Origin of the sequence: Lactimicrobium sp. (assembly GCF_036453465.1) — a bacterium.
In the GTDB taxonomy this organism is placed as follows: Bacteria; Bacillota_I; Bacilli_A; order Erysipelotrichales; family Erysipelotrichaceae; genus Bulleidia.
Genome location: NZ_JAZHUW010000015.1, coordinates 25163 through 49108, shown reverse-complemented (window position 1 = coordinate 49108; position 23946 = coordinate 25163). Strand labels below are relative to the sequence as shown.

The 23946-nt window shown below is 48.7% G+C and carries 19 protein-coding genes and 2 tRNA genes; 5 read left to right on the top strand and 16 right to left on the bottom strand.

Annotation, left to right across the window (positions count from 1 at the left end; all coding sequences use genetic code 11):
- Nucleotides 1–301 precede the first annotated feature (301 nt).
- Entirely contained in the window at nt 302–1114 is an 813-nt protein-coding gene (locus SOI44_RS05455; protein ID WP_331348211.1) for an AraC family transcriptional regulator, read from the top strand.
- On the opposite strand, the gene SOI44_RS05450 is transcribed toward SOI44_RS05455, so the two are convergent.
- On the bottom strand, nt 1111–1677 hold the full coding sequence (locus tag SOI44_RS05450; RefSeq protein WP_331348210.1) for a hypothetical protein: 567 nt from the start codon (nt 1675–1677) through the stop codon (nt 1111–1113). The two genes, SOI44_RS05455 and SOI44_RS05450, sit on opposite strands and share 4 nt — an antisense overlap.
- A gap of 103 nt (nt 1678–1780) precedes the next feature.
- Here SOI44_RS05450 and SOI44_RS05445 point away from each other — a divergent pair, with 103 nt between their 5' ends.
- The gene (locus tag SOI44_RS05445) at nt 1781–3898 is read left to right on the top strand and encodes a lamin tail domain-containing protein (RefSeq protein ID WP_331348209.1); all 2118 of its coding nucleotides are present in this window, start codon (nt 1781–1783) and stop codon (nt 3896–3898) included.
- Nucleotides 3899–3972: 74 nt separating this feature from the next.
- Here SOI44_RS05445 and SOI44_RS05440 read toward each other — a convergent pair.
- Nucleotides 3973–4048 (bottom strand) — tRNA-Ala (locus SOI44_RS05440).
- 214 nt (nt 4049–4262) lie between these two features.
- Here SOI44_RS05440 and SOI44_RS05435 point away from each other — a divergent pair.
- On the top strand, nt 4263–5006 hold the full coding sequence (locus SOI44_RS05435; RefSeq protein WP_331348208.1) for an AAA family ATPase: 744 nt from the start codon (nt 4263–4265) through the stop codon (nt 5004–5006).
- A 118-nt stretch (nt 5007–5124) separates the two neighbouring features.
- Here the strand turns inward: SOI44_RS05435 and SOI44_RS05430 are convergent.
- From SOI44_RS05430 to SOI44_RS05385, 10 genes are all read right to left on the bottom strand, one after another.
- A tRNA-Val gene (locus tag SOI44_RS05430) sits at nt 5125–5197 on the bottom strand.
- 79 nt (nt 5198–5276) lie between these two features.
- Nucleotides 5277–6812: a 4-alpha-glucanotransferase gene (gene malQ / locus SOI44_RS05425; RefSeq protein WP_331348213.1), complete on the bottom strand. Its 1536-nt coding sequence runs from the start codon at nt 6810–6812 to the stop codon at nt 5277–5279.
- Nucleotides 6813–6822: 10 nt separating this feature from the next.
- Nucleotides 6823–7653 (bottom strand): carbohydrate ABC transporter permease, encoded by an 831-nt coding sequence (locus SOI44_RS05420; RefSeq protein ID WP_331348207.1) that lies wholly within the window; start codon nt 7651–7653, stop codon nt 6823–6825.
- A gap of 1 nt (nt 7654) precedes the next feature.
- On the bottom strand, nt 7655–8497 hold the full coding sequence (locus tag SOI44_RS05415; protein ID WP_331348206.1) for a carbohydrate ABC transporter permease: 843 nt from the start codon (nt 8495–8497) through the stop codon (nt 7655–7657).
- An 88-nt stretch (nt 8498–8585) separates the two neighbouring features.
- Nucleotides 8586–9881: an ABC transporter substrate-binding protein gene (locus SOI44_RS05410; protein ID WP_331348205.1), complete on the bottom strand. Its 1296-nt coding sequence runs from the start codon at nt 9879–9881 to the stop codon at nt 8586–8588.
- Nucleotides 9882–10022: 141 nt separating this feature from the next.
- Entirely contained in the window at nt 10023–10712 is a 690-nt protein-coding gene (locus tag SOI44_RS05405) for an HAD family hydrolase (RefSeq protein WP_331348204.1), read from the bottom strand.
- Nucleotides 10713–10790: 78 nt separating this feature from the next.
- Nucleotides 10791–12440, bottom strand: coding sequence for a hydroxylamine reductase (gene hcp / locus SOI44_RS05400; RefSeq protein ID WP_331348203.1), 1650 nt, complete (start codon nt 12438–12440; stop codon nt 10791–10793).
- Nucleotides 12441–12468: 28 nt separating this feature from the next.
- Nucleotides 12469–13116, bottom strand: a complete 648-nt coding sequence (locus SOI44_RS05395; protein WP_331348202.1) for a cupin domain-containing protein — start codon at nt 13114–13116, stop codon at nt 12469–12471.
- A 4-nt stretch (nt 13117–13120) separates the two neighbouring features.
- A complete protein-coding gene (locus SOI44_RS05390; RefSeq protein WP_331348201.1) occupies nt 13121–13699 on the bottom strand; it encodes a hypothetical protein in 579 nt (192 codons plus the stop codon).
- Between the two features lies 1 nt (nt 13700).
- Nucleotides 13701–13916 (bottom strand): DUF1858 domain-containing protein, encoded by a 216-nt coding sequence (locus SOI44_RS05385; protein ID WP_331348200.1) that lies wholly within the window; start codon nt 13914–13916, stop codon nt 13701–13703.
- Between the two features lie 87 nt (nt 13917–14003).
- Between SOI44_RS05385 and SOI44_RS05380 the strand changes: the two genes are divergently transcribed.
- Nucleotides 14004–14675, top strand: a complete 672-nt coding sequence (locus tag SOI44_RS05380; protein WP_331348199.1) for a Crp/Fnr family transcriptional regulator — start codon at nt 14004–14006, stop codon at nt 14673–14675.
- 1 nt (nt 14676) lies between these two features.
- Here SOI44_RS05380 and SOI44_RS05375 read toward each other — a convergent pair whose 3' ends face one another.
- Nucleotides 14677–16155 carry a DUF438 domain-containing protein gene (locus SOI44_RS05375; protein ID WP_331348198.1) on the bottom strand — a complete coding sequence of 493 codons (1479 nt, stop codon included), beginning with the start codon at nt 16153–16155 and terminating at the stop codon, nt 14677–14679.
- A gap of 130 nt (nt 16156–16285) precedes the next feature.
- Nucleotides 16286–17326, bottom strand: coding sequence for an alpha-hydroxy-acid oxidizing protein (locus SOI44_RS05370; protein WP_331348197.1), 1041 nt, complete (start codon nt 17324–17326; stop codon nt 16286–16288).
- 81 nt (nt 17327–17407) lie between these two features.
- Between SOI44_RS05370 and SOI44_RS05365 the strand changes: the two genes are divergently transcribed.
- Complete coding sequence (locus tag SOI44_RS05365) at nt 17408–18520, top strand: immunoglobulin-like domain-containing protein (protein WP_331348196.1); 1113 nt, start codon at nt 17408–17410, stop codon at nt 18518–18520.
- A gap of 44 nt (nt 18521–18564) precedes the next feature.
- Here SOI44_RS05365 and SOI44_RS05360 read toward each other — a convergent pair whose 3' ends face one another.
- Complete coding sequence (locus SOI44_RS05360; RefSeq protein ID WP_331348195.1) at nt 18565–19179, bottom strand: YitT family protein; 615 nt, start codon at nt 19177–19179, stop codon at nt 18565–18567.
- Between the two features lie 37 nt (nt 19180–19216).
- Nucleotides 19217–23890 (bottom strand): sensor domain-containing diguanylate cyclase, encoded by a 4674-nt coding sequence (locus SOI44_RS05355; RefSeq protein WP_331348194.1) that lies wholly within the window; start codon nt 23888–23890, stop codon nt 19217–19219.
- Between the last annotated feature and the right edge of the window lie 56 nt (nt 23891–23946).

The window sequence follows — 23946 nt, the reverse complement described above, 5'->3', positions numbered from 1 at the left end:
AAAGAGGCAGAAAGAGATCCTGAGTGTGTATGGCATCAGCGAACAGAGCTATGCCCGCGAGATCAAAAAGATCTGTCAGAGAATCAGGTGATTTTCTCAGTTAGTTATAAAATCCATGAAGTTAACGATAGTCAGTAATTAAACGTGTCATAAAGACCTCCATCTTTAAAATTCATCTGTATTATAATAATTTCACAATGGTTTTATCTTGCACTATAACGTTTACAATTTGTACAATAGCACCATGGACACGCAAAATACACTTTCACAGGCATCTTCACAGCAGACAATCCCATTTCACATGCAGCTGTGCACTGTTCCAGACGATTTTGATGCCGTCGGCATGCACTGGCACGAGCAGATGGAAGTCATTCTGATCCGCAGCGGACAGGGTCAGATGCACATTGACAGCCAGATTCTTGCTGTCAGCACCGGCTGTATGATCCCCGTTATGCCAGGGGAAATGCATGCCATCACCCGTACAGGCAGCCAGCCGCTGGTCTATGAAGACTACCTGTTTTCTCTGGATATGCTTGATGGCAAAGATCCGGATGACTGGTGCCGCACCCATGTACTGCAGCGTCTTGAACATCATGAACTTCTGCTGCCCCGTCCCATCAGTGATACAAACCCGATTCACCAGGATCTTTCCGGTTTTCTCCATAAGGCAGAAAAAGCCAGCACAGCCAGAGAAGGCGGCTATTCCATGCAGGTAAAAGCATATCTATTGTTGTTTCTGCAATGCCTGTATGCCCACCGCATCAAGGCTGCCTTCCAGAATGAATCCAGCCACCAGGACATTGTGAGAAATACCATTGCTTTTGTCAAAGCCAACTACCGCCATTCCATCTCCATTGATGAAGCCGCGGCTGCAGCAGGCTTCTCCCGCAACCACTTCATGCGGATCTTCCATCAGGAAACCGGCGAAACCTTCATCACCTACCTGAACAGATACCGCCTGGAAGTTGCCGCAAATCTATTGCGCAGCACAAACAGCTCCGTCAATGACATTGCCGTGGAATCCGGCTTTGACAACTTTTCCTACTTCATCCGTCTGTTTAAAAAGCAGTATCATACCTCACCAGGCAGATACCGCAGAGCCAGCTACCGCTAACGTACAAACCCATCCAGATGTGGTATTTCCACACCTGGTTTTTTATCATGCATGCAGGAAACAGACTGCAGAAAATGATCCAGCAGAATCAGCATATCATCTTTGTTCTGCATTGAAGTACCATAAGGTCTTGCAATCAAAGTCATATCTGTCAGTGCAAACAGATCTTCAATCTGCCGGCAGGCGTCCTTAACCTGTCCAAAACGTGCATTGCCAATGCAGGCTGCCGGTACATAGTGCCAGCTTTCACTGTGGCTGTAGAACAGGCGCTTCGAAAAGCGCACCGCCTGTTCATCCGGCTGATCATACAGCACATCAAACAGCACAAGCAGGCCATCCCACATGCATGCATTACACTGGTTCACCGCATCCGGAATGATACAGACCCGTCTGCGGATACACTTGCCGCAGCCAATACAGCCGGCAATATCCTCTTTACCAAGAGCACATATATCCACAATCATGTCCTTCTCTTCTATCTTCTCTTTCATAAAGGCAAATGCATCCACCGCCGCAGAACCTTCCTGCCTTGAGGCATTCACTACCAGAATCTTTTCAGCCATCCTGTCTCCTATTCAACCATTTCATTTTACACAGGGTTAGCCAACAGTGCGATACAGGCTTTACATCCTGCTGTTAGTCTTTCCTCAGGAAAGGGAGAATATCATGAAAAAAGCAATTGTTCTGGCAGGCTGTGGGATGCTTGCCATCAGCCTGCTGCCAGCCCATGCCAGCGGCGCCATTGTCATTAATGAAGTACAGCCCAATGATCCAGACAAAGGACCTGACTGGGTCGAAATCGCCAACATTTCCAATACAGCCGTGGATCTTTCCGGGTGGTATCTGAGTGATGATAAAGGAGAAGAGCGCCATACATGCAGCGAAACCACACCTATCAAAGACGGTACAATCTTAAACCCTGGTGAAGTGCTTGTTCTGGAAGAAAACACTGACTTCTCCTTTGGATTAGGAAAAAAAGGAGACAGTGCCATTCTCTTTGACAAAGATGGCAAGCAGGAGGACGCATACTCCTGGGACACAACTGCCAATGGCACCTGGCAGCGGCAAAAAGACGGTACCTTCAAAGATGCCCCGCAGACAAAAGGCCAGCCAAATGAAACAGAACAGAATACAAGTGCGCTGAAGATCAATGAAGTCGATTCCAATCCGGATGACTGGGTGGAACTGATCAATACCGGCAGTACACCAATAGAACTGGATGGCTTCCAGCTGAAAGACAACTCAGATGATCACATCTGGCGTTTCACCAACCACACGATCATTGAACCCAGAAAGCTGCTCCTCATCAACAACCAGACCCAGGGAGAATCCTGGGACAAAGATGGCTGGAAGACAGATACGTTTAACATTGGCTTAGGAGGCGGTGATTCGATCCGTCTGTTTGATGCCAAAGGAAATCTTCTGGATGCATACAGCTGGACCGAACATGCCCAGATCAATGGCAAAACAGCAGGAGCTTCCTATGGCAGACTGCCAGACGGTACAGGAAACTTCGCTCTGACAAAAGAAACACCCGGTGAAGCCAACCAGGCAGCTCCTGCAGAAACTGCCCAGCCGACAAATACACCCGAGCCAAAGCAGACCATTGCCTGGCCGGGACCGGATACTATCACCACTTCCAGCCTCACCTTTCTGGAAGATTCCTCCGGTCTTGATTTCTACAACGGAAAACTCTATGCCGTAGACAATGGCACCGGTAAGTTCTGGGTCATGGATGTGGCTAAGGATGGCACCCTGACAATCGAACCAGGCTTTGAAAACGGCAAGGCAGTCAACTTCACAACGCCAAGCAAAAAAGGACCGGATACCGAAGGCATCACTACTGCCAAAGATGGATATGTCTATCTGGCATCGGAGCGTGACAATTCTGCCAAAGGCACCAATTATAACGTGATTCTCAAAGCAGATCCCAATGGTGCTGAAAACCAGAACGCCATTCAGCAGTGGGATCTGACAAACCTGCTGCCGGCGGTGGATGCCAATGCCGGCATTGAAGCAGTGGAATGGGTTGATAACAGTGAACTCAAAGGAAAGCTGTTCGATCAGAACACCAATGCACCCTATGATCCTGCCAATTATCCCAATGCCACGGCAGACGGCGTCTTCTTTACCGCATTAGAAGCAAACGGCCATGTCTATGCCTTTGTTTTAAACACAAATGGCATAGCAAAGCTGATCGCTGACCTTGACAGCACGATTGGCGGTGCCATGGGGCTTGACTATGACACCTATGAACACAAGCTCTGGATTGCGGCTGACAATGGCTATAACAACATCTCAGCCACCATGGTATTTAACGGCACAGACAAGCCGGACATTACCCTTGTCTCCCCTGCCAAAGGCATCGATATCAATGCCAACAATGAAGGCTTTGCCATTGCCAGTGCAGACTACACCGTCAATGGTGTCAGGCCCGTCTATCACTTCCAGGATGGCATCAAGGAAGGCTCCCTGACAATCGGTGGATTATATTGTGATTACAAACCGGAACCAACAACAGAGCCCACTGCCCAGCCAACCACAGAACCAACGGCAGTTCCTTCTGAAAAGCCAACTGCTGTACCAACCACACAGCCTTCCGCAAGACCTGCCGCAGACAAAGCAGCAAAGAACACTGCAAATAGCACGCAGAAAGCGAACAATGCTAAAACCGCAGCCAAGACAGGCATCGATACAAGCCTGAATGGATGGCTGAGCATCGGCATTCTTGCCCTTACAGCAGCAGGTTTTGTACTGCATATGGAATTCAAGGAAAAACAGTAATTCATACAAGTCCGGTCAATGACCGGATTTTTTTACAGGCAAAAGAAAAGACCGCCAACGCGGTCATTTCGTTATGGTGGAGCTGATGGGACTCGAACCCACTACCTCATCCATGCCATGGATGCGCTCTCCCGGGTGAGCTACAACCCCAGTGCTTCTAAGTTTAACATAAAATTACGCCAGCGCAAAGACGCATGTCATGTGATCACAAAGAATTCTATTGGGCATGCTTCGTGCCTACATTCTGTAATCATTGATACAGCACCTCCTTTGATGAACACATTTTCATGATGGCAATCCACTCCAGAATGATTGGCGTACAATGAGACAAAGAGATTCTTTACGAAAGGGTGAGGTGGGATATATGGCAGCACAGCTGGTCAAGAAGCTGGAAATTGATTGGAACAAAATCGATCAATACAGCTACATCAGACAGATTCCAGCATTTAAAGGTATTACTGAAGTTGAATTCCATTCACCGGTTACCTTCTTTGTCGGAGAAAATGGAAGTGGAAAATCCACCCTGCTGGAGGCAATTGCCATTGCCTATGGCTTTAATCCGGAGGGTGGCACGAAAAACTATTCTTTTTCAACATATGATGATTACTCAGAGCTGCATCAGGCAATACGCTTATCAAAGGGGTATCGGAAAAACAAATGGGGCTATTTTCTGCGGGCAGAAAGTTTCTATAATGTTGCCACAAAAGAAGAAGAATATGCAAAATCCGGACTGGTTCCAATTCCATCCCAGGAGCTCCATTTAAAGTCTCATGGTGAAAGTTTCCTTGAAATTGCTCAGGAAAATTTCACAGATAACAGTCTCTATCTTCTGGATGAACCCGAAGCGGCCCTCTCTGTGCAAAGACAGCTCACCCTGCTTGCCATGATATACAACTGTACAAAACAGGGATCACAGTTCATCATTGTCTCCCACTCTCCTATTCTGCTGGGCATGCCGGATGCGGAAATACTGACATTTGATGATGGGCCGATTCATTCATGTGCATATGAACAGACAGACAGTTACCAGATCACAAAGATGTTCATTGAAAACAGAAAACGTGTATTGGATCTGCTGTTGGAAGATGATAAATCTTCTGCAGATTAGTTTGAAAAACCGTATAAAAGTACAATGCAGCTGCAGTTTTGCACGGATGATTCAACGAATTGTTTTTCACAAATGAAAAAAACCGCTTAAATAAACGGTTTTCTTCAAATACTTCTAGTGAGCGATAAGGGACTCGAACCCATGACCCCTTCCACGTCAAGGAAGTGCTCTCCCAGCTGAGCTAATCACTCAAGTAAGATGATTCTAGCACAGTCGAATAGAAAATGAAACATAAAAATCATGAGACCAATAGATCCCATGATTTTCATGTTATTCATCAGATTCCTGAATATCTGCTTCTTTCTTACCCTGCGGCAGGCGTTCATAGAGACCTGTCATATGTCTGAGCTTCTTGGCCAGTGCAAATGTGAAGTCTTCCTTCTTTGCACGCCATACCCAGTTATTGCCGGTTGTGGAAGGTACATTGAAGCGTGCTTCATCTCCCAGTCCCAGCAGATCCTGGAACTGCATGACTGCCAGATCTGCCACACTCATGTAGGCAGCTCTGATAAAGCCCCAGTTATAGCCTTCCTTTTCATCCAGATGCAGATAATCAATTGCATGTTCACTGAAGGACTTCGGTGAATTCTCCATCCATCCCATGACAGTCTCATTATCATGTGTACCTGTATAGACAACACAGTTGTTAATGAACTTGTGCGGGAGATAGCCGGAACCTGTATCTCTTGGATCAAAGGCAAACTCCAGCACCTTCATGCCCGGATAGCCTGTATCCTTGACCATCTGAATGACTTCCGGTGTCAGGAAGCCCAGATCCTCGGCAATGATGTTGAGGTGGCCAAGCTTCTTTTCAATGGTACGGAAGAAGTCGATGCCAGGTCCTTTGCGCCATCTGCCTCCACGCGCTGTCTTAGCACCATAGGGAATGGCAAAGTAAGATTCAAAACCTCTGAAATGGTCAATACGCAGCACATCCACCAGTTCGAACTGATACGAAATGCGCTTTGCCCACCAGGCATAGTCATCCTTCTTCATACCTTCCCAGTTATAAAGAGGATTGCCCCAGAGCTGGCCATCAGCGGAGAAGCCATCCGGCGGACAGCCTGCAACCTCTGTTGGCTTGCCATCCTGATCCAGTTGGAACATCTGCGGATTTGCCCAGAGATCACTGGAATCCGGTGATACATAGATCGGTACATCACCGATCAAAGACACACCATGATCCAATGCATAGGTACGCATCAAAGCCCACTGCTGGAAGAAGAAGTACTGAATGCCTTTATAGAAGGCAATTTCATCCTTCAGTTTCGCTTCTGCCTGCTTTAATGCTTTGGGATCCCGCTTGCGCAGATCATCTTCCCACAGCATGAAGCTCTTGCCATTGTGGGCATCCTTCAATGCCATGAAAAGTGCATAGTCATGCAGCCAGAAGGCATTCTCCTTTTCAAATGCCGCAAAGTCATCCGGCAGATCCTTGTACAGTCTGTCTACTGCCTTGCGAAGAACCGTAAACCGTTTGTTATACAGTGTTCCATAGTCGGTACGGCCAGGATCACTGCCCCAGTCTTCCTCACTGTACTCTTCTTCCTTCAGCCAGCCGTCCTTTGCCAGCAGATCGAGATCGATGAAATACGGATTGCCGGCAAAAGCAGAGAATGACTGATATGGAGAATCCCCATATCCGGTCGGTCCAATTGGAAGAATCTGCCAGTATGACTGCCCGGCAGCCTCCAGGAAATCAATGAATTCATATGCCGCCTCACCCAGTGTACCAATCCCATAGCGGGAAGGCAGCGCACTGATCGGCATCAGAATTCCTGCACTACGTTTCATAAATACCTCAATTCTAAGAGTATCATCCCTTTACGGCACCAGCCGCTACACCCTTGATAATATACTTCTGGCAGCTCAGGTAGAAGATGATAACCGGAATAACCGCAAGAATCAATGCAGCCATGATGGCACCCATATCGACGGAACCATAAGATCCCTTCATATACTGAATGACAATGGAGATTGTCTTGTACTTCTTGATATCCAATACCAGATACGGCAGAAGGAAGTCATTCCAGATCCACATGGTTTCCAGAATACCAACAGAGATATAGGTAGGCTTCATGATCGGCATGACAACCTTGAAGAATGTCTGCAGAGGTGTGCAGCCATCGATCATGGCAGCTTCCTCAATCTCAATCGGAATCGAGCGGACAAAACCGGTAAACATGAATACTGCAAGTCCGGCACCAAAGCCAAGATACACGATGATGATGCCCCACGGGTTTGTCAGATGCAGCATGTTGGCAACCAGAGACAGTGTGAACATAACCATCTGGAACGGCACAACCATGGAGAAGATGCACAGCAGATAGATGATCTTGGACCACTTGGAATTGACTCTGGTGATATACCATCCGGTCATCGAGCAGAACAGCAGGATGGCAGCGACGGAGAATACTGTGATAAACACAGTCCAGCCGACGGAGCTTAACAGACCATACTTGTTGATGGCCTGCGCATAGTTCTGAAAGCCGATGAATGTTTCGCTTGTCGGCAGCTTGAATGGCTGCAGGTTGATGGAATTCTTATCCTTGAAGGAGTTCCAGAGCACAACCAGCACCGGCATAATCCAGAAGACACAAAGGAATGTCAGGAATGTTGTGCCATACCATTTACCTTTTTGATTCATATTACTGCTGTACCTCCTTGGACTTTGTCAGCTTCTGCTGAATGCCCGCAATTACAACTACCAGGATGAAGAACAGAACTGCCTTGGCCTGGCCGACACCTTCGAAGCCGACACGGCCGAAGAATGTGTTATAGATATTCAATGCCATCATTTCAGTCTGTTTCATTGGCGCGCCTCCGGTCAATGCCAGGTTCTGATCGAACAACTTGAAGCCATTGGTGATCGTCAGGAATGTGCAGATCGTAATGCTCGGCATCATCATCGGAATGATGACCTTGAACAGCATCTGACGGCTGTTGGCACCATCGATTTCAGCAGCTTCGAGCACATCGCCCGGAATTGCCTGGAAACCGGCAATATAGATGATCATCATGTAGCCGATCTGCTGCCAGCAGACCAGAATGACCAGTCCCCAGAAACCAAGCTTTGCATTCAGGTTCAGTGCTGTGCCGAAGTGAACAAGAATACCAGAGAAGATCAGCTGCCAGATATAGCCAAGCACAATGCCGCCGATCAGGTTAGGCATGAAGAAGATGGTACGGAAGATGTTTGTACCATGACGGTCTTTGGTCAGAGCCATTGCCAGTGCGAAGGCAATGACATTGATCAATACGAGCGTCACAATGGCAAACGCTGCCGTGAACCAGAAGGAATGAACGAATGTTGTGTCCTTGAATGCGGTGATGTAGTTGGAGAAGCCAACCCATTTGGCATCCGTGACAGTTGTAAACTTGGTAAAGGAGAGATAGATACCAAGAATAAACGGAATCAGGAAGCCGATGGCAAAGGCAGCCATCGTCGGCACTGTGAATACAGGCCAGTATTTTTTGATATTTTTCTGCATATCTTGTTTTGCCTCAAATCAATGTGAAGAAAGACAGGTCAGCAGATAAGATTTCTGCCGGCCTGTCTGCGTTGTGAATCAAACTAACTCAGTTGTTGGAAGCAGCGAGCTTCTTTTCAGTTGCCCAGTTGTCAACGAATGCTGTCTTGACCTGATCCCAGTTAGCATCACTCTGATCAGCAGCGTATACAGTCAGAGCCTGGCCAAGTGTATTCTTCCATTCCTCGGAAGGCATTGTTGTGAAGTTCCAGGATACCGGTGTACCTGTGTTTGCATTGGCAAGGTTGAACAGAACGTTTGTGGATTCAGGATTGGACTTGAACGGAATGTTGAAGCCCATCTTGTCGCCGCTTGTCATAGCCTTGACACCTTCATCAGATGTAACGCACCAGTTCATGAAATCCAGAGTAGCCTTGATATCAGCCTCAGAAGCCTTGCTGTTAACGCACCAGTAGTTCTCAGTGCCCATGCACAGACCCTCATTAGCATCATCAACACCGAAGTAGATCGGCAGGAAAGCCAGATTGTCATCGCCAATAGCCTTTACCTTGTCATACTCCCATGTACCATTCTGGAAGAAGACAGCCTGCTGGTTGACGAATTCAGATTCAGACTGATCACCAGTTGCAGTGGACAGCTGAGAAGGATCGATTGTGGAATTATTGATGTACAGATCCCATACATTCTTGTAGTTAGGCAGATATGTACCCTTCAGCTCATCCTCATCATCTACACCTGCATCCTTGTACTCATAGTAGATCGGCAGGTTAGCCAGATGTGTCTTGAAACGCCAGTCACTGGAAGAATCCATACCAGGAGAAGTAAATGCTGCAAATCCAAGCTCATCCTTGCGAGCTGTGATATCCTCAGCAACCTTCTTCAGATCATCGAAGCTCTTGATATCATCAACAGAATAGCCAGCCTTCTCAAGCAGAGCCTTGTTGGTGATCAGACCATAAGCCTCAGTAACATAAGCAATACCTGCGACCTTGTCGCCATCCTTCAGCTCATAAGCCTTATTGGACAGCTGGCTCTCAATATCAGAACCGCTCAGATCGTAGCAATAATCCTTCCAGGAAGCCAGTCCAACAGGACCATTAACCTGGAACAGAGTCGGCATCTCAGACTTAGCCATCTCAGACTTCAATGTGCTCTCATACTCACCAGAAGCAGCTGTCAGAACAGTTACCTTAACGCCAGTCTCCTTTGTGTACTCGCTTGCCAGATCCTGCCAGTACTCATCAGCCTCAGGCTTGAAGTTCAGATAATAAACGCTTCCCTTGCTGGAATCAGCAGATCCAGAAGCTGCAGCAGAAGCAGAGCCTCCGCAGCCAGCCAGCATCGCAGCAGATAATGCTAATGCTACAAAACCCTTCTTATTCATTTTTTCCTCCTGATTTTTCAATCATGGTTGTACGCCCCATTTCATTTCCCTCCGGATGGAAACGTTACCGGAACCGTTTACAACTTACGCCATTATGATATGTAATCGTTTACAGAAATGCAAGCACTTTCTTAAAGAATTTTAATGATTTTGTACAGCCCTCATATAGGCCAGAATCTGATCCTGTTCCTGAAGCCCATCAACCCAGAGATCCGCCGTATTTTCAATCACATTCCAGTCCCCTTTGGACCAGACATCCTTTACGCCAATCACCCGAAAACCAGCCTTTTCTGCCGTCATTACCGGCACAAGTGTATCCTCAAACACAAACGTAAAATAAGGCTCTGTATGCATCCGATCACAGGCACGGAGATACAGATCCGGCACAGTTTTATCCTCTTTGCCATTTCCAGGGGTCAGAACAAAAGAGAAAAACGGCAGAATGCCAGTTCTGGCAAAACAGGCATGCAGAAGATCTTCATCACTGGTGGATACCACACACATCGGCATGTTCTTCTCCTTCAAAGCAGAAAGGAAGGAATACACACCAGGCTTCAAAGGAATCTTTTGTGCATATGCCTGATGAATCATATCAATGATCTCCTGCTGTATGCGTTCAGGAGTAAGCGCAGGCAGATATCTCTCATGCAGAAAGGCACTGCTCTGCGGCAGTGACATATCTTTCACTACTGTATTGATCTGTGCTGATACATCAATTCCTTTTGTATGCAGGTACTGCCGGGCAAGATCACACCAGAAGCCCATAGAATCCAGCAGCGTCCCATCCGCATCAAAGATGCAGGCAATTCTGTTTTGTTTTTGTATAAGCATACAGCTATGATAGCGCATCCAAATAAAAAGGTCCCTTGCGGGACCCACTGGAGGATTGATATTGATAAGTGTAAATGATTATGCCTGCTCGCCGAAGAACAGCTTGAGATCATCATCGACCGTGCCGATGCCGGCAATGCCGAAGTTATCAACAAGCACCTTGGCAACATTCGGTGACAGGAAGGCAGGCAGTGTCGGTCCAAGGTGGATGTTCTTGACACCAAGGGACAGCAGAGCCAGCAGAACAATGACGGCCTTCTGCTCATACCAGGCAATATTGAATACCAGCGGCAGATTGTTGATATCTGCCAGATTGAAGATTTCCTTCAGTTTGAGGGCAATCAGAGCCAGGGAATAAGAGTCGTTGCACTGGCCGACATCCAGAACACGCGGAATGCCATTGATATCGCCAAGATTCAGCTTATTGTACTTGTACTTGGCACAGCCTGCTGTCAGGATGACAACATCCTTCGGCAGCTTCTCAGCAAACTCTGTGTAGTATTCACGGGACTTCATACGGCCATCGCAGCCAGCCATGACCACAAACTTGCGGATGGCACCAGACTTGACAGCATCCACAATCTTGTCAGCCAGAGCAAATACCTGGGCATGGGCGAAACCGCCAACGATGGAACCTGTCTCAATTTCCTTCGGAGGCTGGCATGTCTTTGCCTGCTCAATGAGAGCAGAGAAATCCTTGACCGTACCATAGGCACCATCAATGTGACGGCAGCCAGGATAGCCGGCAGCACCGGTTGTCCACAGTCTGTCTCTGTAAGAATCAGCCGGCGGAACGATGCAGTTGGTTGTCATCAGAATCGGGCCGTTGAAAGACGCAAACTCTTCCTTCTGCTTCCACCATGCATTGCCATAGTTGCCCGCAAAGTTAGGATACTTCTTGAACGCCGGATAATAATGTGCCGGCAGCATCTCAGAGTGTGTATAGACATCCACACCAGTACCCTGGGTCTGCTCCAGCAGCTGCTCCAGATCCTTCAGATCATGGCCGGATACCAGAATGCCAGGATTCTTTCTGACACCGATATCAACCTTGGTAATCTCCGGATTGCCATAAGTACCGGTATTTGCCTCATCGAGCAGTGCCATACCCTTGACACCATACTCACCAGTCTTCAGTGTCAAAGCAGTCAGTGCATCCGCGTCCAGACTGTCATCCAGCAGCTTGGCCAGTGTCTCCTGCAGGAAAGCATCCACTTCCTCATTCTCATAGCCCAGGGCATTGGCATGCTTCATATAAGCCGCAAGACCCTTCAGGCCATAGGTAATCAGCTCACGCAGAGAACGGATATCCTCATTCTTTGTAGCCAGAACACCAACCTTCTCAGAACGAGCCTTCTCCATGAAGGAACCTTCGTTTCCATTCCAGAGAGCCGCATCATTCAAGCCTTCCTTATTGTCAAGCTGTGCAAGCAGCTCTTCCTTGGCGGCCAGTGTCTTCTTGATTCTTTCAATGATGGCAGCCTTGTCAAAGTTGGCATTGGTAATCGTTGTAAACAGGTTGACTGTGACCAGATGATTGACATCCTTGCTGACAGCCCTGCCCTCTTTGCGCAGTGCAGTTGTCACCTCAGACAGTCCCTTTGTCACATAGATCAGCAGATCCTGCATGGCAGCCACATCCGGCTGCTTGCCGCATACACCAACATACATGCATCCCTTGCCGCCAGCAGTTTCCTGGCACTGATAACAAAACATCTTTGCGTCCATTCTGTTCTCCTTCTTTCCTTCTATGCTATTACAGCGTCAATAACAGACCCATCTTGAACCGCTTGTCTGCCTGGACAGCATGCAGGCCGCCCTTGGCAAAATGGAAATTCTCACCCGCATGAATCACATGCGGCACGCCTTCATACGTAATGACAGCTTCCCCATCCAGAGCGAAGATCAGCGCCTCACCCGGGGCCGCATGCTCACTGAGACCTGTACCGGCATCAAATGCTATCACCACAAACTTCATGCTGTCATTATGGACAACATCCATGTTTACGATCTTGCCATCCTGATAAGGAACCAGATCCGCAAACCTGAATACCTCACCTGCTTTGATCAACTGATTCATAACATCCTCCTGCTGGACTGCCAGCTCTGTATAAACCGTATCTTCCTTCGTACGGAAACCAACTGCCTGATTAATTTCTGTCAGCACACCTTCATGTTCTTTGACAAGCACGCTGTCATCTGCGCCATATACTTCCACACTGCCCTGCAGCACATAGACAAGCTTGTGGTAAGGGTGAATCTCAGCACTGATGTCCGTATTGGCACCAAGCGAGAATACCGTCAAAGGATTCTTTCCGGAAATGATCTGACTTGAAACCGTACACCCAGGCACCGGTGCATTTTCTTTTTTCAGAGAAAACACTTCACCAGCTTTTGCTTTCATAGAATTATTTCCTTTCGATGACACCATGTGTATCATCTTTCATCACAGCCTGAAAGGCTGTCTCTGCAAGCATGCCATTCATGATGGCAAGACGCAGCTTCTGGTACATACCGGCATCCGACTGCCAGTAGGCGCTGTGTACATCCGATCCAATCTCCCATGTGAGTGAATCCAGAGAACTGTCAATAGCATGATTGACATGATCACACGGCATGCCATCCAGGAAGAAGTTTTCATATGCCTGAAAGGCATCTGCCGGAGCCGCTGCACTGACAGCATGCTTTGCACCAAAGGCCTGTGCCCACTGCACCAGCATATCAGGATCTGCCCCATTCTTTTTCAACAGATCTTCCACCAGGGCAGCATAGCGGCTTTCTGCACTGTCAATCGTTGACTGCAGAGAACCATGGATATTCATCGGATTGATGATTCTTTCCAATGGCGGCAGTACCCTGACATAGGCACTGTCATCTTCCAGCAGACCATTTTCCTTTGCCTGATCCGCAAAATACTTTGTCAGCTCTTCCTGGTTGGCAATTTTGCCATACAGCCAGTAATGAATCGGGCCGAGTGTCATGCTCATGTCAGGCATTCTCCTGCAGGGAAATGGACTCATTGAGCATATTCACAATGACCGGGGAAGGCAGACCGTGCATTGCACAGGCATCTTCCAGGGACTCACCGGATGCCGCTGCACACTCCAGGCAGTGCATGCCGGCATCCATCAGAATCTCAACACAAGCCGGATATTTCGCAACAATCTCGCCAATCAGCGTATCTCCATTGACATACTTTTCCATCTTTACTGGTCCTCCTTGACCTTACGACAACAGGATACTAAGATGTAGACAACAATTATGTTGTTGCAACAACAAAGAGGCAAATTTATGAACGAATTTTTACTGTCAAATACAAATCTGTTCCATGGCATCAATGAAGACGAAATCAAACATCTGCTCGTCTGCCTTGGCGCCCATGAACAGTCCTATGATAAAAACGAAACCATTCTGCGTGCCGGCAGCACCGTCCAGGAGATCGGTCTGGTAGAATCCGGCAGTGTCAATATCATCGTCAACTTCTACTGGGGCACAAGCCGAATCTTCGGCCATGCCAGCCAGGGTGAAATCTTTGCCGAAAATTATGCTGCCATCCCGGGCAAGGAACTGCTGTGCGACGTGGTTGCCGCCCAGCCCAGCACCATCCTGTTTCTGAATCTGAACAAACTGCTGACAACCTGCCAGAAAGGCTGTGCCTTCCATAACCGGCTGATCCACAATCTGCTGTCCATCCAGGCTAGAAAGTGCCTGAACATGTCACTGCGGATGATGCATACAGCACCAAAATCCCTGCGGGAAAAACTGCTGTCTTATCTGTCAGAACAGGCAATGGTTCATGGCAGCACCCACTTTTCCATTCCCTATGACCGCCAGCAGCTGGCAGATTATCTCGGTGTAGACCGCAGTGCCATGTCCGCAGAACTTTCCCGAATGAAAAAAGACGGCCTGATCTCATGCCATAAGAATGAATTCATCCTGCATGAGATGCCAGACCATCTCTGATTTACTGTGCGCTGCGGGCAAAGTGTTCCTTTGCAAACTCCATATCCTGCACAAGTTCCAAAGCACCAATATAATTGCCATCATGATCCCGCACCGCCATATAGCTGACCAGTACGGATCTGCCATTCTTGTTCATCCAGACATTTACCTTATCCTGGGCACCAGAGCGGAAATCATTGATGATGGCGCGCACCATCGGTTCCACCTTCGGCGGATGGCAGGTAAACACTTCACGGTCAATTGCCATGGCCGGCCGCTTGAACAACTTATGGCCCTCATTGAAATACCGGTTGATATTATCAGCGTCCACAAAGCTGATCTCCAGCGGCATCGTATTGAGCATCGCAGACAGCTGGGCAGCACTCATATGGCCCCCGGCCAGCTGAATATCGCCGTCTTTTCCCTCTTTTTCTGCAGCCTTCTGCTCACCTGGCAGCCAGATCTCATTGGCAACGCCAAAGCACATATCATAATCCTTGCTGCCCTGGTACACAGCAGCCCAGTCTGCCTCAGTAAACTTCTCAGCGGCAATCGGGAACAGAATGTTCTGCTCCTTGAAAATCATCTCACGCACTCTTGTCAGCACAGCATCCAGCCTCTGCTGCCAGGCGGCATCATGATTGTCATTTCTGGCAAGTGCACCAAGCTCATCACGGATCTCATCATCCACCGTCCACATCACATCAGACGGACCTGTCACACCATATCTGACCTTCAGATGCGGATACAGCAGATCACCCTTCTTGGCATAATGGATCGACACCTCACGGATCTTTGGCAGCAGTAAGGCATCATGACTCTTGTCATAAGCATCCAGCAAGGCAGACAATGCCTCATTTTCCTTTGTGAATGTATACAGCGGATGTCCCACAACAGCCTCCAGGGCAGCAGCCTTTGCCTTTCTGTCCATACCAGCACCAGCCACAGAAGCCTGCACTGCCTTTTCAGCATTGGCAATCTGCTCCTCTCTGGTCGCACCATGGAATAAAGCAGAATGCACATCACACAGCTTCTGCACCTGATTCAGCGGTGTACCTTCCTTGATCAGCTCCTGCTCTGCCTTCATGATTTCAGAGGCATCTACATCCTTGAAATTGTCCACAAAATCCTTACGGACACTTTCCAGATCCTCACCATCAGCTAATCTTTGCAGATAGGACTTCAGCAATGACATACGGGCATCACTGTCATCCGTACTCTCACTGTTTTTTTCGTTTTTCTTTGCTGACTGCACAACGCCGATATCCGGCATCTCACCAGCCAGGGTAAAGCCATTCTGCATCAATACACCGACAACCTTTGCCATGTCGATGCCCTTCATGGAAGCACCCTTGGGAATTGTCATCAGTCTGCCCGCAGACCGGCGCATCACCGGATTGACAATATCCGAGAAACCAAGCTGTGCCATGATATCAATCAGTTCCGGATACTCGTTTGTCAGATCATACACTGACTTGCTCAAATCTATTTCTTTTGCCATCTTCATGACTCCTTTGCTTTTTACACCATGATCATACGAGTTAGATACAGTTCATTATGTTGCTTAAACAACAAATACGTTGTTTTTTATATTATTTTGCAGTAAAAAAAGCAGTGCTCAGCACTGCTCATCAGAAACGAACATAAGGAGATGTGGGACGGAACAGACAGTCCCGGGTAATTTCACGCAGACTGGATACACCGCACATCTTCATGGTATCCACAAGTTCTCTGCCAATCTTTTCGGTATACAGGGAAACACCCTCTTTGCCGCCGCCATAGACTGCCGTCACAAACGGTCTTGCCATCATCACTGCATCTGCACCAAGGGCAATTGCCTTGAACACATCGGCACCAGACCGAATCCCGCCATCCACCAGCACGATCATATCTCTGCCAACGGCATCACGGATCTCAGCCAGCACTTCTGCGGTTGCCGGCACCTGATCCTGTACACGGCCGCCATGATTGCTTACCACAATCGCAGCAGCACCTGCTTCCTTGGCAGCCAGGGCACCCTTTACGGTCATGATACCCTTGATAATAAACGGACGTCCTGCCTTCTCGGCAATCTCATGCAGCTGGGCAATGGTCTTGGGACCTGCCGGCGGATTCTTTCCCTGCAGAAACGGCAGACCAGCCGCATCCACATCCATCGCTACAGCAAAGGCACCGGATTCTTCCACCAACGCCATCTTCTCCTCAATCGTGTCCATATCCCAAGGCTTGACAGTCGGAATGCCGACACCGCCGGCATGACGGATCGCATCACATGCTGCCTCCATCACCTTCATATCTGTACCATCCCCAGTAAAGGCCGCGATGCCTGCATCTTTGCACGCTGAAACAAGAAGATTATTGTACGATACATCGTTCAGACTGTCCCCATAATGCAGATTCACCGCACCGACCGGGCCAGCCATAAACGGATACTTCAGATGCTGGCCAAACAGATCCAGCGATGGATCAGGATCCTTACCTTCTCCAATCGTATTCATATTGACACGGATCTGCTGCCAGGCACTAAAATTCCGCATTGCCGTATCACCCATGCCCTTGGCACCTGGGCCGGGAATCTGATTTTTGCATGCACGCCCATCACAAACCGGGCAGGCATGGCAGTAAGGTCCCACCTTCTTCCGTGCCGCCTCCAATAATTCCTGATATGTCATCCAACCATATCCTCCATTTACTGCAAGCATAGCACAAATGGCAATTGTTTTTACGTATGGTGCATCCCGTGCTATCATCGTATGGCAATGAAAAAGACTTACAGACTTGCCATGATCTGTCTGTTCCTGCTGATGGCACTTTTCATCCTGCTGGCAGGAAGATGGACCATGATCAAAATACAGCATTACAAAGCTTACAAGCAAACCGAAAACAGTATGGTTCTCAAGATAGGCAAAGACAAGCTGACCATCGAAGCAGGCAGTGATGTCTCTCTCTATGATGCCATCCATGCATCCGGCGGCACTCTCTCAGCATCCGGCAGTATCAACACCAGTAAGCCAGGCAGCTATCCGGTTGTCTATGCCCTGCGGGCAATGGACAAATATGGCCGCGAAATCTTAAAAAAGCGCAGTGTCATCTTCACGGTGGAAGATACCACAGCACCTGTGATTACATTGAAAACAGATCAGCTGCAGATTGCCCAGGGTGCTGACTTTGATCCCAGCGGAAATGTATCCAGCATCATGGATACCGTGGATGGCAGTATTGCCAAAGACAAATGGCAGATCACTTCCCAGGTAAACACATCGCAGCCTGGCAGCTATCCTGTCATGATTGAAGCAGCCGATACCAGCGGCAACAGTGCCTCTGCTTCCTACACCGTTACAGTTGTCACCCCAGCCGCTGATGAGCATCCCTATCTTGTCAGAGTCAACCGGGCTGCCAACACGGTCACCGTCTATGCAAAGGATGATGCAGGAAACTATTCCCTGCCGTATAAAGCATTTCTCTGTTCAACCGGGCCGGATACACCGCTTGGCAGCTATACAACCTTTGGCCAGTCAAGATGGCGTTCTCTGTTTGACAATGCCAGCGGCCAGTATGTCACAGACATCGTGGATGATATTCTGTTTCATTCCGTTCCTTATACCGCTGAAAGTCCGGATACCCTGGAGTATGACGAGTATAACAAGCTTGGCAGTGAAGCATCCCTTGGCTGTGTGCGCCTGCAGGCAGCCAATGCCAAATGGATTTATGACAACTGTCCCCTTGGCACCACCGTTGAATTCTATGATGATGCAGACAATCCCGGGCCTTTTGGCAAACCGGATCTGGCAAAGATTGATACCATCAGTCCCAACCGGGGCTGGGATCCTACCGATCCGGATCCTGATAATCCCTGGAACAAATAAAGACGCTTTTCAGCGTCTTTTTGTTATTCGTCCCGATCATCCTTTCATGTATCGGGCACCAGATCCTGATCGATATGAAAGGAAGATATCTTGCCAACCAGCCAGGAAGAAATGGTGACCGTTACAAAGGAATACACAATGTTCTGCCAGGGCAGATAGCTCAATGACAGCAGCAATACCACTGCATCCGCCAGAAAGTAACATCTTGCCAGAGGCTGTTTCAGCTTCTTGTGCAATAGCAGTGCCAGCACATCATCCCCGCCGCAGGCACCCCCGATTCTTACAACCATGCCGCAGCCAAAGCCGACAAACAAGGCACCCAGGATGGCAGCTGCCAGCGGCCAGTCAGAAAGGCTTGGCAGCACAGGTCCCATCCATTCCCACAGCCGATAGCTCAAAGAGAATGATGCCGTGGAAAGAAAGGCATTGCGCACAAAGCCCCTGCCAAGCACAAAGGCACCAAGCAGATACAGGGTGGTATCAAACAGTGCCGAGGTAATGGAAGGGGATATGCCAAACCAGTGTTCCAGCAGCAGTTCTGTACCGAGCTCACCGCCCTCTGTCACACCGCTCTGCAGATGCACATTAAACAAGCCAAAAGAAAGAATGCAGGCCCCGGCAATCATCACCAGATCATTTTTCAACTTCTTTGTGTCCATGCCCACATTCTATCGCATGTTCACATAATATTCAAATTTACGACTTTTTACGATGAGACGCTCCCTTATCGGCATACATTGCCTGATCTGCCCTGCGCAGAAGTTCATCAAAATGATCTGTGGATCCCTTCTGCAAGGCATACCCCATGGCTATGGCAAAGTGCTCCTTCTCACAAGCCTGATGAACCTCATCTATGATCTTCCAGATCCTGCTTTCATCCTCATTTTCCAAAAGCACAAGGAACTCATCGCCGCCCATGCGCACCACATGGTCACAATCCGCATACCGCATCAGGATACTGGCAGCCTGACGGATCAGCTTATCCCCGGCCAGATGGCCTCTGCCATCATTGACATCCTTGAGACCATTGATATCACAGGCAATCAAACCAAAGCTTTCCATCTTTCCATGACGCTCCAGATACTTCTCCAGACCGCCGCGGTTCAAAGCACCGGTCATTGGATCACGTCTTCCTTTTTCCTCAGCATCCACCAGGGTATCCCGGTTCCTGACCAGTGCCGCCAGGAAATCAGTCAGCGTCGAAAGCATACTGCCGGCCGGATGCAGATTGGCACTGTCAGAGTTGATCACCATTGTAAAGCCTCTTGATTTGCCAGATATGACAAGATGGCCGGAAATCAGATTGGCAATGGCAATCGGCGGATGAAAATCAGGATGCTCTGCCACAAAGGCATTCATATCCGGGATCAGCACAACTTTATGAGACTGAAACAACTGATACAGCGCATCCGCATCTTTCTTACGCATACCCTGCAGCTCTGCTTTCAGCGGCACATCCACACCAGAACACCATTCATAGGTGCAGGCAAGTGTACCATCCATTCTTTCCTCAAAAATCAGAAAGCGCTCTGCCTGCAGGTGCAGGGAAATCTGTTCCATGGTCTTTTCAATGCCAACAGAAGGATCAGGTTCTGACATACCGATGGCAATGGCATCATTGGCCCATGTCTCATAGGCAAGCAGATCCTTTGTCATTGTATTTTCAGCCGTCTCAGACGGATTGCCGATACAGAATCTGACGGTTCTGCCCTGCCAGTTGATCAGAAGGTTTCTTGTGGAGTAAATATGGGAAGCGGCGTCCATGCGGACCTGACGGGATATTACCGTCTCATAGGAAAGCAGACTGTTGAAGCACCATGGACAGACAGCTGTTCTGCCTTCAAGGATCTCATAACATTTTCTGCCCGCCACATCCAGATCCTCCGGCAGATTCAGATCCTGCTTCATGGCTTTGTTCATAAACAGAATCTCAGTGCTTCTGGGATCCATCAGAATAATTCTCTCCGGTGCTGTATTCAGCACATTGATATCGGCGCCGACTCTGTGAATGCAGGCAAGCTGCTGATCCAGTGCACTGGCCTGGCGTTCAAAATGTGCCATCCGCTTGAGCAGCAGTTCCATCACGCCGTCAAAATAATACGCTTCCGACCCCATCACAACAGCACAATCCAGATCCAGAGAATACTGGGTACTGCTGCTGTGCCAGAGGTTTTTCACCATGTCAGACAATAGATTCGTGACATTGACAAGAGCCTGCATATCCTTCTCTTTGCCCAACAGTAAGAACGAGCAGCCATGCAGATGGGCCGCAATCGTATGCGCAGGCAGATGAATCGACCGGATGCTCTTTGCCATCGCCTGCATGATCTGCTCACAGAATGTATCTGAAAAATTCCTGCGCAGAGATGCCTCATCGTGCAGACGCAGATAAATGCAGCCATAATTCTCATGCGAAGAATGCAGTGCTGAGGCAAATGCCTCCCCGGCCATCATTGCCCCATACGCATTGTATAAACCCGTTTCTTCATCATGCATGAAGATCTCACCGCGGGTTTCCTGACACAGATGAATCAGCCCAGCCGTACCGGCAATCCGATTGCCCCGGTACCATGGAAACTCAGAGATCGTGACATACTGCATGCCTTGTTTGCCATTGACAAAACAGCCGGTATTGCGCGGCTTTCCATCCTGCAGAATCTTATCTTCCAAAGCACGTTCCTGTCTGGCATCAGCCAGCCAGCCTGTTTCCCGTTCCGTTCTGCCTGCCACATCCGCAAGGCTCTTTTTCTGCAGGCGGGCCAGCATCGTATCATTCATGCCCAAAAAGCGCTGTCTGTCATCTTTCCAGAAAAACGGAATACCGGCGCAATCCAGAAATGCCCGGAACACAGCAAGAGCATCCTCATTCTCATGGCTTTCTGCGTGTCTGTCTGCGAACAGATCAGGTTCCAGGGAATTGGCAAACACCGGCAAAAGATCCCGGCGGTTTTTCGCCGATTCCCACAGATCCCGTGCCTCACAGACAAGAATGTCCTTTTTCCCGCTGCGGGATACCTGGGTTGCCTTGAATACAGTCCAATACCAGCAGCCATCATTTGCCTTGATGCGGAATAACGTCTGCACATAGCCGCCCTGGGAAGCCTGAATTTCCATCATCAGGCTGTCTGGATCCATAAATGCCAGAAAGCGGTCATGATCATCGGGATGCACCAGTCCGCGGCAGTAGGCCAGAATGCCATCCTTCACGCCATGAATCAGTGTTTCCGGCTTTAACTGCGGATGCACACAGTCAATGATGTCAATTTCATCTTTCTCTGTGTCCAGGCAGTAAATGCCATCATACAGCAGAATCAGATTGCGGAAGGCCGCATCAAACTGTCTGGTCTTATAGACCTTCTGGTCCATACTGATATTGAGGACGCCCATGGTGCCAGCCCAGAACTGACTGATGCCGGCAATACGGACAGCCTGCATGCGGATGTACTGATCATGATCCACAAATGTAATCACATGATTGTCACCCTCGGACACCTTTTCCAGATACTGCTCCAGTTTGCGGCGCATCGGGAAACTGCGGGAGGAAAGATCATGGGCAAAATTTTCCAGACTGGTAAAACCAATGCTCTCCAATTGCTCGATAAATGCCTGGTTGCCGGCAAAGACATGAATGCTGTCATGGGCATACAGAAAGATACCAATCGGATTTTCTGTGATCAGATCAATCAGGCCGACGGCACCATAGATGGCCGATTCCAGCTCCGTCTCCATCGGCAGATGCTTTTCCTCAATATACCTGCGGATTTGAAGAATAGGCATCGGCCTGCCGAAATAGAAGCCCTGAATCAGCTCACAGCCGATCTCCTTGAGAAAATCCAGCTGCTGTTTTGTCTCTACGCCTTCCGCAAGAGTATGCATGCCAAGCCGCTTGGCCATGGCAATAATGCTGGTAATGATATCCCGGCTGCGGTCATCAAAGTTGCGGAAAAACTCCATATCCAGCTTGATCGTATCAAACATGTAATTATGCAGTGCATTCAAAGAAGAATAGGCAGAGCCAAAGTCATCCAGCCAGACCTCATAGCCGGATTCATGGAAGCCGTCAATCACTTCCAGCATCCGCTGACGGTTGGAGGCAATGGCACGCTCTGTGATTTCAATATGCACAAGACGCCTTGGCACATTCAGCTGCAATGTCAGCTTGTTGAGATAGGCAAGCGGATCCATCAGATCCACATCCTGCTGGGACAGATTCAAAGAAACCGGCACAACGGAAAGACCATGTTCGAGGCATTCATGCAGGCTCTCTACAACCCGCTTCATCACATACTGATCGAGCCTTGCAATCTGTCTTGCCTGCTCCAGCACCGGTACAAAGATGCCCGGTGAAATCATGCCTCTTTCCGGATCATCCCATCTTGACAGTGCCTCAAAAGAGCGCACCGACGAAAAGTATGTATGCACCACCGGCTGATAATAAATGCGGATATAGCCCGCTTCCAAAGCTTTATCAAAGTGGCTCAGAATATAGCTGCGCTGCTGGTATTCCGTCTGCATCTGCTCATCAAAGAAAGCATAGCTGCGGTTACTGTCATTCTTGATCGTCTCACAGGCAATCATTGCCTTTTCAAACAGCATCTGAATTTCATTGGGATCCGGATAGCTGTGCGGCACAAAAATACCGGCTTTCAATGACGCATTGCGGGTGCCAATATACAGGTTCACCCTGGCACACACATCATCCAGCTTTTCGGCAATCTTGTTCTGCGGCACAACCGCATGGAACTGATCCGCATTAATCCGGCAGAACAACCCAGTTGGAAAGGTATTCTTCAGTACCGTGACAACATAAGCAAGACAGCGGTTGCCTGCCTGGGCACCCTTTTCACGATTGAAACCACGGAAATTGGCAATGTCAAAATAGACGGCACAGCAGGTCATCTCTGCACCATCTTCCTTTTTCTTTTCAACCAGAGCCTCTACCTGACGGGCAAACGCAGATGGACTGACCAGTCCGGTCAGATCATCCTTAGGCTGTTCAAAGCCATGGTCCTGATGGCACCACAGCTGCAGCAGATAGCAATTGTATCCAACCGCATGCGGCTGGCAGATTTCACCATAGGCTTCCCGCAGATTCTGATGAGATGTCATAAACTGCAGCCGCAGCGGAATATTCAGACTGCTGGAGGCATTCACCTGCATGCCGCCTCTGTGGAACATACCCTGCAGACGGCCGCCTGTCCACTTCAGAAAAGAAGGCAGATCCTCACATTCATACATATCCAGCACAGCCTGATTGACAAACAGGACCGTTTCTTCCTCATCGTCATCAATCACACAGATACCGACATTCAGTGCATCATAGCAGCGATGCATCTCCGCCAGAAACTGTTCCTTCTCTTCCAATAACATCTTGATCACCCGTACAAAGCCTTATCCCCACGACAAAAACAGCAGTCATTAAATAT